The 16,815-nt window shown below is 53.8% G+C and carries 14 protein-coding genes and 2 tRNA genes; 12 read left to right on the plus strand and 4 right to left on the minus strand.

Annotation, left to right across the window (positions count from 1 at the left end):
- Positions 1 to 14 precede the first annotated feature (14 nt).
- Complete coding sequence (gene dacB / locus FHC49_RS22385; protein WP_220440884.1) at positions 15 to 1,448, minus strand: serine-type D-Ala-D-Ala carboxypeptidase; 1,434 nt, start codon at positions 1,446 to 1,448, stop codon at positions 15 to 17.
- 246 nt (positions 1,449 to 1,694) lie between these two features.
- On the opposite strand from dacB, the gene greA reads away from it, so the two are divergent.
- A complete protein-coding gene (gene greA, locus FHC49_RS22390; protein ID WP_220440885.1) occupies positions 1,695 to 2,171 on the plus strand; it encodes a transcription elongation factor GreA in 477 nt (158 codons plus the stop codon).
- Between the two features lie 154 nt (positions 2,172 to 2,325).
- Here greA and yhbY read toward each other — a convergent pair whose 3' ends face one another.
- Positions 2,326 to 2,619 (minus strand): ribosome assembly RNA-binding protein YhbY, encoded by a 294-nt coding sequence (gene yhbY, locus FHC49_RS22395; protein WP_185667939.1) that lies wholly within the window; start codon positions 2,617 to 2,619, stop codon positions 2,326 to 2,328.
- A gap of 126 nt (positions 2,620 to 2,745) precedes the next feature.
- Between yhbY and rlmE the strand changes: the two genes are divergently transcribed.
- The 6 genes from rlmE (at position 2,746) to FHC49_RS22425 (ending at position 8,339) form a co-directional block, all read left to right on the plus strand.
- Complete coding sequence (gene rlmE / locus FHC49_RS22400) at positions 2,746 to 3,372, plus strand: 23S rRNA (uridine(2552)-2'-O)-methyltransferase RlmE (protein WP_035891117.1); 627 nt, start codon at positions 2,746 to 2,748, stop codon at positions 3,370 to 3,372.
- A gap of 103 nt (positions 3,373 to 3,475) precedes the next feature.
- A complete protein-coding gene (gene ftsH / locus FHC49_RS22405; RefSeq protein WP_220440886.1) occupies positions 3,476 to 5,407 on the plus strand; it encodes an ATP-dependent zinc metalloprotease FtsH in 1,932 nt (643 codons plus the stop codon).
- 95 nt (positions 5,408 to 5,502) lie between these two features.
- On the plus strand, positions 5,503 to 6,351 hold the full coding sequence (gene folP / locus FHC49_RS22410) for a dihydropteroate synthase (protein WP_220440887.1): 849 nt from the start codon (positions 5,503 to 5,505) through the stop codon (positions 6,349 to 6,351).
- The gene (gene glmM, locus FHC49_RS22415) at positions 6,344 to 7,681 is read left to right on the plus strand and encodes a phosphoglucosamine mutase (RefSeq protein WP_185667812.1); all 1,338 of its coding nucleotides are present in this window, start codon (positions 6,344 to 6,346) and stop codon (positions 7,679 to 7,681) included. Before folP ends, glmM begins: the two co-directional genes overlap by 8 nt.
- 225 nt (positions 7,682 to 7,906) lie before the next feature.
- Positions 7,907 to 8,239 (plus strand): preprotein translocase subunit SecG, encoded by a 333-nt coding sequence (gene secG / locus FHC49_RS22420; RefSeq protein WP_185667813.1) that lies wholly within the window; start codon positions 7,907 to 7,909, stop codon positions 8,237 to 8,239.
- Between the two features lie 13 nt (positions 8,240 to 8,252).
- Positions 8,253 to 8,339 (plus strand) — tRNA-Leu (locus tag FHC49_RS22425).
- 107 nt (positions 8,340 to 8,446) lie between these two features.
- Here FHC49_RS22425 and FHC49_RS22430 read toward each other — a convergent pair.
- On the minus strand, positions 8,447 to 8,983 hold the full coding sequence (locus tag FHC49_RS22430) for a carboxymuconolactone decarboxylase family protein (RefSeq protein ID WP_220440888.1): 537 nt from the start codon (positions 8,981 to 8,983) through the stop codon (positions 8,447 to 8,449).
- Between the two features lie 116 nt (positions 8,984 to 9,099).
- Here FHC49_RS22430 and FHC49_RS22435 point away from each other — a divergent pair, with 116 nt between their 5' ends.
- The gene (locus FHC49_RS22435; RefSeq protein WP_220440889.1) at positions 9,100 to 10,005 is read left to right on the plus strand and encodes an AraC family transcriptional regulator; all 906 of its coding nucleotides are present in this window, start codon (positions 9,100 to 9,102) and stop codon (positions 10,003 to 10,005) included.
- Positions 10,006 to 10,118: 113 nt separating this feature from the next.
- On the opposite strand, the gene argG is transcribed toward FHC49_RS22435, so the two are convergent.
- A complete protein-coding gene (gene argG, locus FHC49_RS22440; protein WP_185667816.1) occupies positions 10,119 to 11,462 on the minus strand; it encodes an argininosuccinate synthase in 1,344 nt (447 codons plus the stop codon).
- A 334-nt stretch (positions 11,463 to 11,796) separates the two neighbouring features.
- Here argG and FHC49_RS22445 point away from each other — a divergent pair.
- The 4 genes from FHC49_RS22445 to infB all read left to right on the plus strand — a co-directional run bounded on the left by FHC49_RS22445 (position 11,797) and on the right by infB (position 16,765).
- Positions 11,797 to 11,873: transfer RNA gene (locus FHC49_RS22445), tRNA-Met, on the plus strand.
- A gap of 208 nt (positions 11,874 to 12,081) precedes the next feature.
- Entirely contained in the window at positions 12,082 to 12,534 is a 453-nt protein-coding gene (gene rimP, locus FHC49_RS22450; protein ID WP_220440890.1) for a ribosome maturation factor RimP, read from the plus strand.
- A gap of 28 nt (positions 12,535 to 12,562) precedes the next feature.
- Entirely contained in the window at positions 12,563 to 14,050 is a 1,488-nt protein-coding gene (gene nusA / locus FHC49_RS22455) for a transcription termination factor NusA (RefSeq protein ID WP_123651655.1), read from the plus strand.
- A 24-nt stretch (positions 14,051 to 14,074) separates the two neighbouring features.
- Positions 14,075 to 16,765: a translation initiation factor IF-2 gene (infB, locus tag FHC49_RS22460; protein WP_220440891.1), complete on the plus strand. Its 2,691-nt coding sequence runs from the start codon at positions 14,075 to 14,077 to the stop codon at positions 16,763 to 16,765.
- Positions 16,766 to 16,815: the final 50 nt, after the last annotated feature.

Genomic DNA, 16,815 nt, shown 5'->3' on the forward strand with positions numbered 1-16,815 from the left:
CGGCCCTTTTTTTATCAGTTGTTCTGATAAATATCTTTGTACAGTCTGCTCTCAAAGCGTACGAGCGGAATGCGTCGATTACGCTGATCCGCCGGCGGTACCGCGTACCCCGACAGATACTGCACAAACGCCATGCGCTGCCCGCTAGCGGTAGTGATAAAGCCCGCCAGGTTGTATACGCCCTGCAGTGAACCGGTTTTTGCCGAAACCTTGCCATCTACGCCAGCCTGATGCAGACCTGCGCGGTACTGTAGCGAACCGTCGTGTCCGGCAAGCGGTAGCATTGAGATGAAGTCCAGCTCGTTATCATGCTGGGCGATGTACTGCAGCGCCTGCATCATGGTTGCTGGCGCCAGCAGGTTATGGCGCGACAGGCCTGAGCCGTCAGCGATAATCGTGTTGCCTAAATCCACGCCGGCCTGCTGACGCAGAATCTGGCGAACCGCGTCGGAACCCGCACGCCAGGTGCCCGGTACGCCGAAGCGTGAATGGCCGATCATGCGGAATACGGTATCAGCAATCATGTTGTCTGATTTCTTCAGCATGATTTTCAGCAAGTCGTGCAGCGGCGCTGACTGCTTGCTGGCAATGACCGTCCCCGGCTCGTTGACCAGCGTTTGGCGCAGCAGGGTTCCGGTATAGGTAATCCCGGCTTGCTTGAGCTCGTCTTTGATAATCGCCCCGGCGTAGCTGGCGCCATCCTGAATGGCGAACGCCAGCGGCAGCGGGTCGGTACGCTGTGGCAGGCAGCCGGTGAGCGTATAGCGGTTCAGGTCGCCAGGCACGACGTCCAACTCGCAGTACTGTGCTTCCGGCGAGCCTTTGGCCAGCGTACGAACCTGACTGAACATGGTCACCGGGTAGTAAGAGGCAATACGAATAAACGCCAAATCGTTAGCTTTCTGGGCGCTATAAAGTGAAATCGAGAAGCAGTTGCGGTCGATAATAGCGGCCGCTGGCGGTGCACTAAAGCACTGGGTCATATCGTTCCACGGCCAGCCTGGGGCTTTATCGTGGCTGGCGAAAATGGAGGTGTCGATCAGCACGTTACCGTCAATATTCTGTACGCCCGACTTTTTCAAGGTGGCGACCATATTGCGGATATCCTGGCGTTTTAACGTCGGATCGCCGCCAAATCGCGCAATTAAGTCGCCTTTCAGCGTGCCGTTGTCCACGCTGCCTTTGCTCTCAAGCGTGGTGATAAAGCGGAAATCCGGGCCAAGCTGGAGCAGGGCGGCCAGCGCGGTGAGCACCTTTTGGGTACTGGCCGGCAGCGCCATCTGCTGGCCGTGATAATCAATCAGCGGCGCGGGTGCGCCCACTTTCTGTACCAGAAGCGCGAGGTTGGCCCCGTCGGGAAGCTGATTGATATATTCATCAACATTCGCGGCCTGAACGCTAAACGCTATACTGGTAGTCAATCCGATGATAAATCTAGGAAATCGCATATTCTCGCGCTAACAACCTGGAAACAAGCCGTCATACTACGGCGCAACGCCCTGTAAAGTAAACGATGACCCGTAGTGAACTTCGGGGTAAAATACGTATCAAATTAAAAATTGCTGCTGACCTGGGACTTCGTACCCGGGTCGGTTTTCTTTTGCTTCTGGCCTGGTGTTGATAGCGACTCAGGCGGGCTTAGCAGCCGGAGCGGGGCGAACCGCTCCCTACAGGAATGTTTAAGAGGTATAACAATGCAAGCTATTCCGATGACCCTTCGTGGTGCAGAAAAACTGCGTGAAGAGCTGGACTTTCTGAAGTCAGTTCGCCGCCCAGAAATCATTGCGTCTATCGCTGAAGCGCGCGAGCACGGCGACCTGAAAGAGAACGCAGAGTACCACGCTGCTCGTGAGCAGCAGGGCTTCTGTGAAGGTCGTATCAAAGATATCGAAGCGAAGCTGTCCAACGCGCAGGTTATCGACATCACCAAGATCCCGAACAATGGCCGTGTGATCTTCGGTGCCACCGTGAAGGTGCTGAATCTGGATAACGACGAAGAGCAGACTTACCGCATCGTGGGTGATGACGAAGCCGACTTTAAACAGAACCTGATTTCCGTCAACTCACCGATTGCACGTGGGCTGATTGGTAAAGAGCAGGACGACGTGGTAACCATCCGTACCCCGGGTGGCGAAGTTGAATTCGAAATCATCAACGTGGATTATCTGTAAAATTTGTTCAACACTGAAATTATTGAGCAAGTGTAAAGATAAGAAAAAGGCCGCATAGCGGCCTTTTATCAAGCATAAGAGCGTGGCATGTTGCTAGCCCTCGTAGAGAAAATCCCTCATTTAACACAATGTTGTGTCAGAAATTAGGATATTCTTAACGTGGCAACGAGATTTTGCGTTCTTTACCAGGGCGATAAAGCACCAGTATCTTACCGATGACCTGTACATTACAGGCGCCGGTTTCGCGAACGATAGCGTCCACAATCAAAGTTTTGGTCTCTCTGTCTTCCGAGGCGACTTTCACCTTGATAAGTTCATGGTGCTCTAACGCTAGTTCAATCTCGGCCAGTACCCCTTCGGTCAAACCATTGTTGCCAAGCATAACTACAGGCTTGAGCGAATGTGCGAGACCTTTCAGGTGCTGTTTTTGTTTAGTACTCAGATTCATCGTATATTTTTGCTTACGTTGGGATTGAAAACGGGTCATTCTACCGCCATCTCCCATATATCGCCAAACGATGCGTAGAAATTTACGCCGAAAGGCTACGATGAACTGCCCCGATGGGAATGTTAAATGACAGGTAAAAAGCGTTCTGCCAGTTCAAGCCGCTGGCTTCAGGAACACTTTAGCGATAAATATGTTCAAGAGGCACAGAAAAAGGGGTTACGTTCCCGTGCCTGGTTTAAACTTGATGAAATACAGCAAAGTGACAAACTTTTTAAACCGGGGATGACGGTTGTCGACCTCGGTGCCGCACCGGGAGGCTGGTCACAGTATGTGGTCACGCAGATTGGTGGCAAAGGCCGCATTATCGCTTGCGATCTTCTACCTATGGATCCAATCGTTGGTGTGGACTTCCTTCAGGGCGATTTTCGTGATGAACTCGTGATGAAGGCATTACTGGAACGCGTTGGTGACAGTAAAGTACAAGTTGTCATGTCAGATATGGCACCAAACATGAGCGGAACGCCGGCGGTTGACATCCCCCGGGCCATGTATCTGGTGGAACTGGCGCTTGAAATGGCTCGTGATGTGTTAGCGCCGGGCGGAAATTTTGTTGTGAAAGTGTTCCAGGGCGAAGGCTTCGATGAGTATCTAAGGGAAATTCGCTCCCTGTTTACGAAGGTTAAAGTTCGTAAGCCGGACTCTTCTCGTGCGCGTTCACGTGAAGTGTACATTGTAGCGACCGGGCGAAAGTGATAGACGGTGGTTTTTCAAACGAAAGTTTGAAAGAAACTGGATATAGAGTATCCTGACGCTGTTTTTAACACAGTTGTAATATGAGGTTAATCCCTTGAGTGACATGGCGAAAAACCTAATACTCTGGCTGGTCATTGCCGTTGTGCTGATGTCAGTATTCCAGAGCTTTGGGCCCAGCGAATCGAACGGCCATAAGGTGGATTATTCTACCTTCCTGCAAGAGGTCAATAACGACCAGGTTCGCGAAGCGCGTATCAACGGACGTGAGATCAACGTTACCAAGAAAGATAGTAACCGTTACACGACTTACATCCCGGTTAACGATCCGAAGCTGCTTGACAACCTGCTGACGAAAAATGTCAAAGTGGTTGGTGAGCCGCCTGAAGAACCAAGCCTGCTGGCTTCTATCTTCATTTCCTGGTTCCCGATGCTGCTGCTGATCGGCGTCTGGATCTTCTTCATGCGCCAAATGCAGGGCGGCGGTGGCAAAGGTGCCATGTCGTTCGGTAAGAGCAAGGCGCGCATGCTGACAGAAGACCAGATTAAAACCACCTTTGCTGACGTTGCAGGTTGCGACGAAGCGAAAGAAGAGGTGGGTGAGCTGGTTGAGTACCTGCGTGAACCGAGCCGTTTCCAGAAGCTGGGCGGTAAAATCCCGAAAGGTGTGCTGATGGTCGGCCCTCCGGGTACCGGTAAAACGTTGCTGGCAAAAGCGATTGCTGGCGAAGCGAAAGTACCGTTCTTCACCATTTCCGGTTCTGACTTCGTAGAAATGTTCGTGGGTGTCGGTGCATCTCGTGTGCGTGACATGTTCGAGCAGGCTAAGAAAGCGGCACCGTGCATCATCTTCATCGATGAAATCGATGCCGTAGGCCGCCAGCGTGGCGCAGGTCTGGGCGGTGGTCACGATGAACGTGAGCAGACGCTGAACCAGATGCTGGTTGAGATGGATGGCTTCGAAGGTAACGAAGGTATCATCGTTATCGCAGCGACTAACCGTCCAGACGTACTTGACCCAGCCCTGCTGCGTCCAGGTCGTTTCGACCGTCAGGTTGTGGTCGGTCTGCCGGACGTTCGCGGTCGCGAACAGATTCTGAAAGTGCATATGCGTCGCGTGCCGCTGGCACCTGATATTGATGCCGCAATCATTGCTCGTGGTACCCCTGGCTTCTCCGGTGCAGATCTGGCGAACCTGGTGAACGAAGCAGCACTGTTTGCAGCGCGCGGCAACAAGCGTGTGGTATCGATGGTTGAGTTCGAAAAAGCGAAAGACAAAATCATGATGGGTGCGGAACGTCGCTCCATGGTGATGACGGAAGCGCAGAAAGAATCTACCGCTTACCACGAAGCAGGCCACGCGATTATTGGTCGCCTGGTACCGGAACACGATCCGGTGCATAAAGTGACAATTATCCCACGCGGTCGTGCGCTGGGTGTGACCTTCTTCCTGCCTGAAGGCGACGCTATCAGCGCGAGCCGTCAGAAACTGGAAAGTCAGATCTCCACCCTGTACGGCGGCCGTCTGGCAGAAGAAATTATTTACGGCGTAGAACATGTTTCTACCGGTGCGTCGAACGACATTAAAGTCGCGACTAACCTGGCACGTAACATGGTGACCCAGTGGGGCTTCTCCGACAAACTCGGTCCGCTGCTGTACGCGGAAGAAGAAGGTGAAGTATTCCTGGGGCGCTCCGTCGCGAAAGCGAAACACATGTCCGATGAAACCGCGCGTATCATCGACCAGGAAGTTAAAGCGCTTATCGAACGTAACTACGCTCGTGCTCGCCAGCTCCTGAACGACAACATGGATATTCTGCATGCAATGAAAGATGCGCTCATGAAATATGAGACCATCGATGCACCGCAGATTGACGACCTGATGGCTCGCCGCGATGTGCGTCCGCCAGCAGGCTGGGAAGAACCAGGTTCATCCAACAACTCTGGCAACACGGGTAAACCAAGTGCGCCACGTCCGGTTGATGAACCGCGTGCTCCGGACTCTGGCACCATGTCAGAGCAGCTGGGCGACAAATAAGTTATCCCATCGTTGATGACTGTGCTTCACCTGAAACCCTGGGGCTTGCTCCAGGGTTTTTTTATGCCACCAATAAGAACTCAGAAGGATTCGCTATGAAACTCACTGCCCAGGGCTCCATCCTGGATCTTTCCCATCCACACGTGATGGGGATCCTCAACGTTACGCCGGACTCGTTCTCCGACGGCGGCACGCACAATACGCTGGTTGAGGCGGTGAAACATGCGAACCTGATGATTAACGCCGGTGCAACGATTATCGATGTCGGCGGTGAGTCGACGCGCCCTGGCGCGCTGGACGTCAGCGTTGAGGAAGAGCTGGCGCGCGTGATCCCGGTGGTGGAGGCGATTGCCCAGCGCTTCGAAGTGTGGATTTCGGTAGATACCTCAAAACCTGAGGTCATTCGTGAGTCCGCTCGCGTCGGAGCCCATATCATCAACGATATCCGCTCACTGAGCGAACCGGGTGCCCTGGAAGCGGCGGCGGAAACCGGGCTGCCGGTGTCGCTGATGCACATGCAGGGCAATCCAAAAACCATGCAGGAAGCACCGAAATACGACGATGTCTTTGCTGAAGTGAATCAGTACTTTGTGGAGCAGATCGCACGTTGTGAAAAGGCGGGTATCGGAAAAGATAAATTGTTGCTCGACCCGGGGTTCGGTTTCGGTAAAAATCTCTCCCACAATTACGCATTACTCGCTCGCCTGTCAGAATTCCATCATTTCGGTCTGCCGCTGTTCGTCGGCATGTCGCGGAAATCGATGATTGGCCAACTGCTGAACGTGGGGCCATCAGAACGCCTTAGCGGTAGCCTGGCGTGTGCGGTGATTGCAGCTATGCAGGGCGCGCATATCGTTCGCGTCCACGATGTCAAAGAAACTGTTGAGGCGATGCGTGTGGTCGAAGCCACGCTGTCTGCGAAGGGAAAAAAACGTTATGAGTAATCGCAAGTATTTTGGTACCGATGGGATCCGTGGCCGCGTAGGCGATGCGCCAATCACGCCTGATTTTGTCCTGAAACTCGGTTGGGCAGCGGGTAAAGTGCTGGCAAGCCACGGTTCGCGTAAAATCATTATCGGTAAAGATACCCGCATCTCTGGCTATATGCTGGAGTCTGCGCTGGAAGCAGGTCTGGCGGCGGCGGGCTTATCTGCCTCCTTCACCGGCCCAATGCCGACGCCTGCGGTTGCTTATCTGACCCGCACCTTCCGCGCGGAAGCCGGCATCGTTATCTCTGCATCGCATAACCCGTTCTATGACAACGGCATCAAGTTCTTCTCCATCGACGGCACCAAACTGCCGGACGAAGTGGAAGAAGCGATTGAAGCCGAAATGGAAAAAGAGATCACCTGTGTGGACTCAGCCGAGCTGGGTAAAGCCAGCCGCATCGTCGATGCTGCGGGCCGCTACATCGAGTTCTGTAAAGGGACCTTCCCGAACGAACTGAGCCTCAACCACCTGAAAATCGTTGTTGATTGCGCGAACGGCGCCACCTACCACATTGCGCCGAATGTACTGCGCGAGCTGGGGGCGAACGTGATTGCTATTGGCTGTGAGCCAAACGGTGTGAACATCAACGAAGAAGTGGGCGCCACCGACGTGCGTGCGCTGCAGGCGCGCGTGCTGGCGGAAAAAGCCGATCTGGGGATCGCGCTGGACGGCGACGGCGACCGCGTCATCATGGTTGACCACGAAGGTAACAAAGTCGATGGCGATCAGATCATGTATATCATCGCACGCGAAGCGCTGCGTCAGGGCCAGCTGCGCGGTGGCGCGGTAGGTACGCTGATGAGTAACATGGGTCTGGAAGTGGCGCTGAAGCAGTTGGGTATTCCATTCACCCGCGCGAAAGTGGGTGACCGCTACGTGCTGGAAAAAATGCAGGAGAAAGGTTGGCGCATCGGGGCGGAAAACTCCGGTCACGTTATCCTGCTGGATAAAACCACTACCGGTGACGGCATCGTGGCTGGCCTGCAGGTCGTCGCGGCGATGGTTCGCAACCACATGAGCCTGCACGATCTGTGCAGTGGCATGAAGATGTTCCCGCAGGTGCTGGTCAACGTCCGCTACACCGACGGTAAATCTAACCCGCTGGAAAATGAGGTCGTGAAAGCGACGGCAGCAGAAGTGGAAGCGGCGCTGGGTAACCGTGGTCGCGTGCTGCTGCGCAAATCCGGCACCGAACCGCTGATTCGCGTCATGGTAGAAGGTGAAGAAGAAGCGCAGGTCACTGCGTTCGCTCACCGCATTGCCGATGCGGTAAAAGCGGTATAACCGTGATGTAAGTGATTAAAAAGGTGGCGCTTGCCGCCTTTTTATTGCTGATTATGCGTTGTTTTGCTGTTTTTTTCCGCAGTTGATACAATGTGTCGAAATTGCCCTTGCGAAGGTCATTCGCTTTGGTTAGTATTCACACCCGCTTCAGTGGGAAACATAAACATCCCGCTTTATTGGTAGAAGCACTTGGTACGCGGTGTCCCCGCAAGGAACAGGTTGATTATGTACGAAGCTCTTTTAGTTGTTTTCCTTATTGTAGCGATTGGCCTTGTGGTCCTCGTTATGCTGCAGCAAGGTAAAGGCGCTGATATGGGAGCCTCCTTTGGAGCAGGCGCTTCCGGCACGTTGTTTGGTTCAAGCGGTTCTGGTAACTTCATGACCCGTATGACCGCTGTGTTTGCGACGCTGTTCTTCATTATCAGTCTGGTACTGGGCAACATCAACAGTAACAAGACCAATAAAGGAAGCGAGTGGGAAAATCTGACTGCGCCTAAGACTGAGCAAACCACTCAGCCAGCGGCACCGGCACAGCCGACCAGCGATATCCCGCATTAATAGTAGTATCCGTGCTGAGGTGGTGGAATTGGTAGACACGCTACCTTGAGGTGGTAGTGCCCTAACGGGCTTGTGGGTTCGAGTCCCATCCTCAGTACCAATATTCCGAAAGAAAGACGCTGAAAAGCGTCTTTTTTTTCGTCTGTAGAAAACCACCGTGATTTTATAGGCCGGATAAGGCAACTCCGTTATCCGGCACGCTTCGGCTTAGTCAGCCTTTGGGAAGTCAACCACGGTGTCGTTCACTCGGTTCACCATATTGGTAAACAGAATAGCGCTGATGGCGCTGATGGCTTCGATCACCTGACGGTCGCTGAACCCGCCGTCGCGCAGAGCGGCAACATCGGCTTCCGGCAGCGTACCCGCGGTGGTCACCAGCGTTTGTGAGAATTTAGCCAGCGCGTCGAGATGGGCATCTTCGGCATACTCTGCACGGCGCAGTTCGCGAATCTGTTCACTGCTGAAGCCGGCTTTTTTCGCCATCATGCTGTGGGCTGCCAGGCAGTAATCGCAGCCGGTAGCTTCGCTCACCGCCAGGTTGATGGTTTCCAGTTCCTTCGCGTTCAGGCTCCCCTTATGCAGCATGGCGTTGTGCGCCAATGCCTGTTGCAGCGACTCCGGTGAATGTCCACCGATTGTCAGGTAGGCATTTGGCACTTTCCCCATCGCTTTTTTAATCCCGCCAAAGATCTCTGCGGCTTTACCTGTTGCATCTTGTTCACGAATTTCAGCTAAACGGCTCATGACATACTCCTGTTACTAGAGGGTTTGTAGTGGCAATGACGTCATCTTAGAGGCGTTGGTCGTGCTAGACTGGCACTCTTCGTCTCATCTTTTTGTCTTATCGTCTCAGGAGTGTTATGGATAGCCTTAGCCATCTTTTGACGCTGTTGGCCCCACGCTGCGAAGTGAATCTTCACTGTCGCTTCGGTGGGCGCTGGCAGGCGGGGCATGATCAGATGCGTGCTGGCATCGTGCCCTGGCATTTTGTGCTGCGGGGGGAAGGGCGTCTTACCGTGGGGAATCAAACCCGGCATATGCGCGCGGGAGATGTCATTCTGTTGCCCCACGGCTCGCCGCATCTAATGGAGAGCCTGGTGGAGTGGGGGCAGGTTCTGCCGGTGGCTCACCGCTTTAACGGCACGCTAACCGAAATGCGTACCGGTAGCGAGAGCGATGCGCTGGAGATGCTGTGCGGCGAGTTCTATTTTGGCCCACACGTTAGCTGGCTGTTTGCCGAAGAGTCGGAGCTTATTCATCTGCATACCCACGAGCGTGACGATTGCCCGGAGCTGGAGATTCTGCTCAACGTTCTGGTGCGCGAAAGCCTGGCCGAGCATCCTGGCGGCAGCGCGATTGTGCGAAGCCTCGGTGATACGCTGCTGGTTCTGCTGCTGCGAACGCTGCTGGGAGCAGAGGAGCCACCGGGCGGTTTACTGCGCCTGATGCGTGATGAACGATTGATGCCCGCAGTACTGGCCGTTCTGGCCACGCCGGAACAGCCCTGGACGATGGAAAGTATGGCCGCCCGCGCCTTTTTATCGCGCGCGACCTTTGCTCGTCACTTTGCCCGCGCTTACCACCTGACGCCGCAGGCCTGGCTTACCCAGTTACGTATGGCGATGGCCGCCCGATTGCTGCACCAGGACCGACAGGCCCGGCTCGATGTCATTGCTGAACGCTGCGGATTCCAGTCGCTGGCATCGTTCTCAAAAACCTTCAAAAAGCACTATGGCCAGACTCCCGGAGAATGGCGACGTCGATAGCGCACTTTTAGTCGCCCGGCCGAACGCAGTGACGCCGTGACCTCATTGAACCCAAGCAATCCCCAGAAGCAAAAAAGGCCGCTCATGCGGCCTTTTACCTTCTCAACGCAGGCTTATTTGCCTTTGTTTTCCAGGTTCTCAACCTGCGGCAGGCCGGTAGCGGAAGAGGCGGTCAGCAGACCGGTCTTCGCATAGCCGAACAGCTTCTCGCGGGTATCGGTGATGTCCAGGTTACGCATGGTCAGTTGGCCGATACGATCGTCTGGAGAGAACACGGACTCGCCTTTTTCCATGGTCAGACGTTCTGCTTTGTAGGTCAGGTTGTCAGACACGGTGTTCAGGATGGTGTAGTCGTTACCGCGACGCAGTTCCAGGGTCACTTCACCGGTAATCTGGCTAGCAACCCAACGTTGCAGGGAGTCACGCAGCATCAGTGCCTGAGAATCGAACCAGCGACCCTGATACAGCAGACGACCCAGCTGGCGGCCGTGAGCGTGATACTGCTCGATGGTATCTTCGTTGTGGATACCGGTCAGCAGGCGCTCGTAGGCAATGTGCAGCAGCGCCATCCCCGGAGCTTCGTAGATGCCACGGCTCTTCGCTTCGATGATACGGTTTTCAATCTGGTCGCTCATGCCCAGACCGTGACGGCCACCGATGCGGTTCGCTTCCAGCATCATCTCAACGTCGTCGCTGAAGGTTTTGCCGTTCAGCGCTACCGGGTGGCCCTGCTCAAAGCGTACGGTCACTTCTTCCGCTGGGATCTTCACGTTCTCGTCCCAGAACTTCACGCCCATGATCGGGTTAACGATTTTCACGCTGGAGTTCAGGAACTCAAGATCTTTCGCTTCGTGGGTGGCGCCCAGCATGTTGGAGTCGGTGGAGTAGGCTTTCTCAACGGACATCTTGTAGTCGAAGCCGCAGGCAATCATGAATTCAGACATTTCATGACGGCCGCCAAGCTCGTCGATAAAATCGGTATCGAGCCACGGCTTGTAGATTTGCAGCTCGGCGTTGGTCAGCAGGCCGTAACGATAGAAACGTTCGATATCGTTACCTTTATAAGTACTGCCGTCACCCCAGATATTAACGCCATCTTCTTTCATCGCGGCAACCAGCATAGTACCGGTCACGGCACGGCCCAGCGGGGTGGTGTTGAAATAGGTCAGACCGCCGGTGGTGTTATGGAAGGCACCACACTGAATCGCGGCGATACCTTCAGCAACCAGCTGCTTACGGCAGTCGATCAGGCGAGCGTTCTCTGCGCCATATTCCATAGCACGACGAGGGATCGCATCATAATCGTCTTCGTCAGGCTGGCCCAGGTTTGCAGTATATGCATAAGGGACAGCTCCTTTTTGTCGCATCCACAGCAGCGCTGCGCTGGTGTCGAGACCGCCAGAGAAGGCGATACCAATACGTTGACCTGCTGGAAGATGCTTGAGAATCGTCGTCATAAAGTAAAACCCTGCTTGATTGACTGAAGGAGAAATCGCTTTCGCTGTCAGTGAATTTTTATGCAAAATAAATGAGTTTTCATTTAATCATGTTTTAGCTAACACCGGAAGGGATTCATGCATTTTTATTCAAAAATTCCGCGCCGTCAGCGCCGGTTGCCACGGTTACCATACCGCGATGGCGTACGCATTTCTTCTGCATAGAATGTGAGGTTGACAAGCTGTGATCGAGGTCACTATACTGTAGGCCGATTTTACGTCCCGTCCTCGGTACCAAATCCCAGCATTATTTGCACTTTTTGCTCAAAACGAGTAAAATTTGCCACGTTTCAGGCGCGGGGTGGAGCAGCCTGGTAGCTCGTCGGGCTCATAACCCGAAGGTCGTCGGTTCAAATCCGGCCCCCGCAACCACTTTCCCTTAGAGTTCATTTTCAAATATACTGTGAAGACTTAGGCCTTCGTAGCTGGATTTGAAAAAAAATTCTTTCGGAAGGTTCTCCAGGCCGCAGTTGCGGCTATAGGGTTCAGTTATCTAAAGCCCCGATTTATCGGGGTTTTTTGTTATCTGACTACAGAATAACTGGGCTTTAGGCCCTTTTTTTATGTCTTGGGGGTGGGTTTGTCCACATTAGAGCAAAAATTAACAGAGATGATTACAGCGCCGGTTGAAGCCTTGGGCTACGAACTGGTCGGCATCGAATTTGTTCGCGGTCGCACATCCACACTGCGCATCTATATTGATAGTGAAGATGGCATCAATGTTGATGATTGTGCTGATGTGAGCCACCAGGTAAGCGCGGTGATGGACGTTGAAGATCCTATTACTGTGGCTTACAACCTGGAAGTTTCCTCTCCGGGCCTCAACCGTCCTATGTTCACTGCTGAACACTATGTGCGTTTCATGGGTGAAGAGGTTGCGCTGGTCCTGCGTATGGCGGTTCAGAACCGTCGTAAGTGGCAGGGCGTTATTAAAGCGGTAGACGGTGAGATGATCACCGTGACAGTCGACGGTAAAGATGAAGTGTTCGCGCTGAGTAACATCCAGAAGGCGAACCTGGTTCCCCACTTTTAACAGTCTGGATTGAGGTGAAAAGCCCGCGATGAACAAAGAAATTTTGGCCGTTGTTGAAGCCGTTTCCAACGAAAAATCACTGCCACGCGAGAAAATTTTTGAAGCGCTGGAAAGTGCGCTGGCTACAGCAACGAAGAAAAAATACGAACAAGAGATTGACGTTCGCGTTGAAATTGACCGTCGTAGCGGTGATTTCGACACCTTCCGTCGTTGGGTTATTGTCGAAGAAGTGACCCAGCCGACTAAAGAAATTACCCTCGAAGCGGCACGCTTCGAAGACGAAAGCCTGAACGTGGGCGAATACGTTGAAGATCAGATCGAATCTGTCACCTTCGACCGTATCACGACCCAGACGGCAAAACAGGTAATCGTACAGAAAGTACGTGAAGCCGAACGCGCAATGGTTGTTGACCAGTTCCGTGAGCATGAAGGTGAGATCATCACCGGCGTGGTGAAGAAAGTTAACCGCGACAACATCTCCCTGGACCTCGGTAGCAACGCTGAAGCGGTTATCCTGCGTGAAGACATGCTGCCGCGTGAAAACTTCCGTCCAGGCGACCGTATTCGCGGCGTTCTGTACTCCGTACGTCCGGAAGCGCGCGGTGCGCAGCTCTTCGTCACCCGTTCTAAGCCAGAAATGCTGATCGAACTGTTCCGCATTGAAGTGCCAGAAATCGGCGAAGAAGTTATCGAAATCAAAGCCGCTGCTCGCGATCCGGGGTCTCGTGCCAAAATCGCTGTGAAGACCAACGACAAACGTATCGACCCAGTCGGTGCTTGCGTTGGTATGCGCGGCGCGCGTGTTCAGGCGGTTTCTACCGAGCTGGGCGGCGAACGTATCGATATCGTGCTGTGGGACGACAACCCGGCGCAGTTCGTGATCAACGCGATGGCTCCGGCTGACGTGGCATCTATTGTGGTTGACGAAGACAAGCACACCATGGATATCGCGGTTGAAGCGGGTAACCTGGCGCAGGCGATTGGCCGAAACGGTCAGAACGTCCGTCTGGCGTCTCAGCTGAGCGGCTGGGAACTCAACGTCATGACCGTTGATGACCTGCAGGCGAAGCACCAGGCTGAAGCACACGCGGCTATCGATACCTTCACTAAATATCTCGATATTGATGAAGATTTCGCTACCGTGCTGGTTGAAGAAGGCTTCTCCACGCTGGAAGAACTGGCCTACGTGCCAATGAAAGAACTGCTGGCTATTGATGGCCTGGATGAAGACACCGTTGAAGCACTGCGCGAGCGTGCTAAAAACGCACTGACCACTCTGGCACTGGCCCAGGAAGAGAGCCTCGGTGATAATAAACCGGCTGACGATCTGCTGAATCTGGAAGGATTGGATCGTGAGATGGCCTTCAAACTGGCTGCCCGTGGTGTTTGTACGCTGGAAGATCTCGCCGAACAGGGTATTGATGATCTGGTGGATATCGAAGGCTTAACCGACGAGAAAGCCGGTGAGCTGATTATGGCTGCCCGTAATATCTGCTGGTTCGGTGACGAAGCGTAATAAACTGTAGCAGGAAGGAACAGTATGACAGATGTAACCGTAAAAACGCTGGCTGCAGAAATACAGACCTCCGTGGATCGCCTGGTACAGCAATTTGCTGATGCGGGCATCCCGAAGGGTGCTGATGACTCTGTGTCCGCACAAGAGAAGCAAACCTTACTGGCGCATCTGAACCGTGAAAATGGTTCTGCTCCAGATAAGTTGACTTTGCAGCGCAAAACGCGCAGTACTCTCAACATTCCAGGTACCGGTGGAAAAAGCAAATCGGTACAAATCGAAGTCCGCAAGACACGCACCTTTGTGAAACGCGATCCGCAAGAGGCTGAACGCCTGGCCGCGGAAGAGCAGGCGCAGCGTGAAGCGGAAGAGCAAGCCCGTCGTGAAGCTGAAGAAGCAGCTAAACGCGAGGCGCAACAAAAAGCTGAACGTGAGGCCGCAGAAAAAGCTAATCGTGAAGCCGCTGATAAAGCGAAACGTGAAGCTGCGGAAAAAGACAAAGTGAGCAATCAACAGACCGACGATATGACCAAAACTGCCCAGGCCGAAAAAGCCCGCCGTGAAAATGAAGCTGCCGAGCTGAAGCGCAAAGCGGAAGAAGAAGCACGTCGCAAGCTTGAAGAAGAAGCGCGCCGCGTAGCGGAAGAAGCTCGCCGTATGGCAGAAGAAAACGAGAAGAATGGTGTGAATACCGCTGAACCGATTGAAGATGCTAGCGATTATCACGTCACCACCTCTCAGCACGCTCGACAGGCTGAAGACGAAAATGACCGCGAAGTTGAAGGTGGTCGTGGCCGTACCCGCACTGCGGCGAAAGCAGCTCGTCCTCAGAAGAAAGGCAACAAACACGCTGAATCTAAAGCCGATCGCGAAGAAGCACGCGCTGCTGGTCGCGGTGGTAAAGGTGGCAAGCGTAAAGGTTCCGCACTGCAACAGGGCTTCCAGAAGCCGGTTCAGGCCGTTAACCGTGACGTTGTGATTGGCGAAACCATCACCGTTGGCGATCTGGCTAACAAGATGGCGGTGAAAGGCTCTCAGGTCATCAAAGCGATGATGAAACTGGGCGCCATGGCCACCATCAACCAGGTCATCGACCAGGAAACCGCACAGCTGGTTGCCGAAGAGATGGGCCACAAAGTTATCCTGCGTCGTGAAAACGAGCTGGAAGAAGCGGTAATGAGCGACCGTGACACCGGTGCTGCGGCTGAACCGCGCGCACCAGTTGTGACCATCATGGGTCACGTTGACCACGGTAAAACCTCTCTGCTGGACTACATTCGTTCTACGAAAGTGGCCTCTGGCGAAGCGGGCGGCATTACCCAGCACATCGGTGCATATCACGTTGAAACTGAAAACGGGATGATCACCTTCCTGGATACCCCGGGTCACGCCGCGTTTACCTCCATGCGTGCTCGTGGTGCTCAGGCAACGGATATCGTTGTTCTGGTTGTTGCAGCAGACGACGGCGTGATGCCGCAGACCATCGAAGCAATCCAGCACGCGAAAGCGGCGCAGGTGCCTCTGGTTGTTGCTGTGAACAAAATCGATAAGCCAGAAGCCGATATGGACCGCGTGAAGAACGAACTGTCTCAGTACGGCGTTATGCCGGAAGAGTGGGGCGGCGAATCGCAGTTCATTCCAGTATCTGCAAAAGCGGGTACCGGTATCGACGACCTGCTGAACGCTATCCTGCTGCAGGCTGAAGTTCTGGAGCTGAAAGCGGTTCGTAAAGGTATGGCGAGCGGTGCGGTTATCGAATCCTTCCTGGATAAAGGTCGTGGCCCAGTTGCTACCGTCCTGGTTCGCGAAGGTACCCTGAACAAGGGCGATATCGTGCTGTGTGGCTTCGAATACGGCCGCGTTCGTGCGATGCGTAACGAACTGGGTCAGGAAGTGCTGGAAGCGGGTCCATCCATTCCAGTGGAAATCCTCGGTCTGTCCGGTGTTCCGGCTGCCGGTGACGAAGTGACCGTCGTTCGTGACGAGAAGAAAGCGCGTGAAGTTGCTCTGTACCGTCAGGGTAAATTCCGTGAAGTTAAACTGGCTCGTCAGCAGAAATCTAAACTCGAGAACATGTTCGCCAACATGACCGAAGGCGAAGTTCACGAAGTGAACATCGTACTGAAGGCCGACGTACAGGGTTCTGTGGAAGCGATCTCCGACTCCTTGCTGAAACTGTCTACCGACGAAGTGAAAGTGAAGATCATCGGTTCTGGCGTAGGTGGTATCACCGAAACCGACGCAACCCTGGCTGCAGCATCCAATGCTATCCTGGTTGGCTTCAACGTACGTGCTGATGCCTCTGCACGTAAAGTTATCGAGTCAGAAAGCCTGGATCTGCGCTACTACTCCGTCATCTATAACCTGATCGACGAAGTGAAAGCGGCAATGAGCGGCATGCTGTCCCCAGAACTGAAACAGCAGATCATTGGTCTGGCTGAAGTTCGTGACGTGTTCAAATCACCGAAATTTGGTGCGATCGCGGGCTGTATGGTTACCGAAGGTACCATCAAGCGTCACAACCCAATCCGCGTTCTGCGCGACAACGTGGTTATCTATGAAGGCGAGCTGGAATCCCTGCGCCGCTTCAAAGATGACGTTAACGAAGTCCGTAACGGCATGGAATGTGGTATCGGCGTTAAGAACTACAACGACGTTCGCGTTGGCGATATGATCGAAGTGTTCGAAATCATCGAAATCCAACGTACCATCGCTTAATCTTCGTTAAGATTGTCGATTGTAGGCCGGGATCGCCTCGCGCAACCCGG

Source organism: Kluyvera sp. EC_51, from assembly GCF_019584505.1.
GTDB classification, from domain to species: domain Bacteria; phylum Pseudomonadota; class Gammaproteobacteria; order Enterobacterales; family Enterobacteriaceae; genus Kluyvera; species Kluyvera sichuanensis.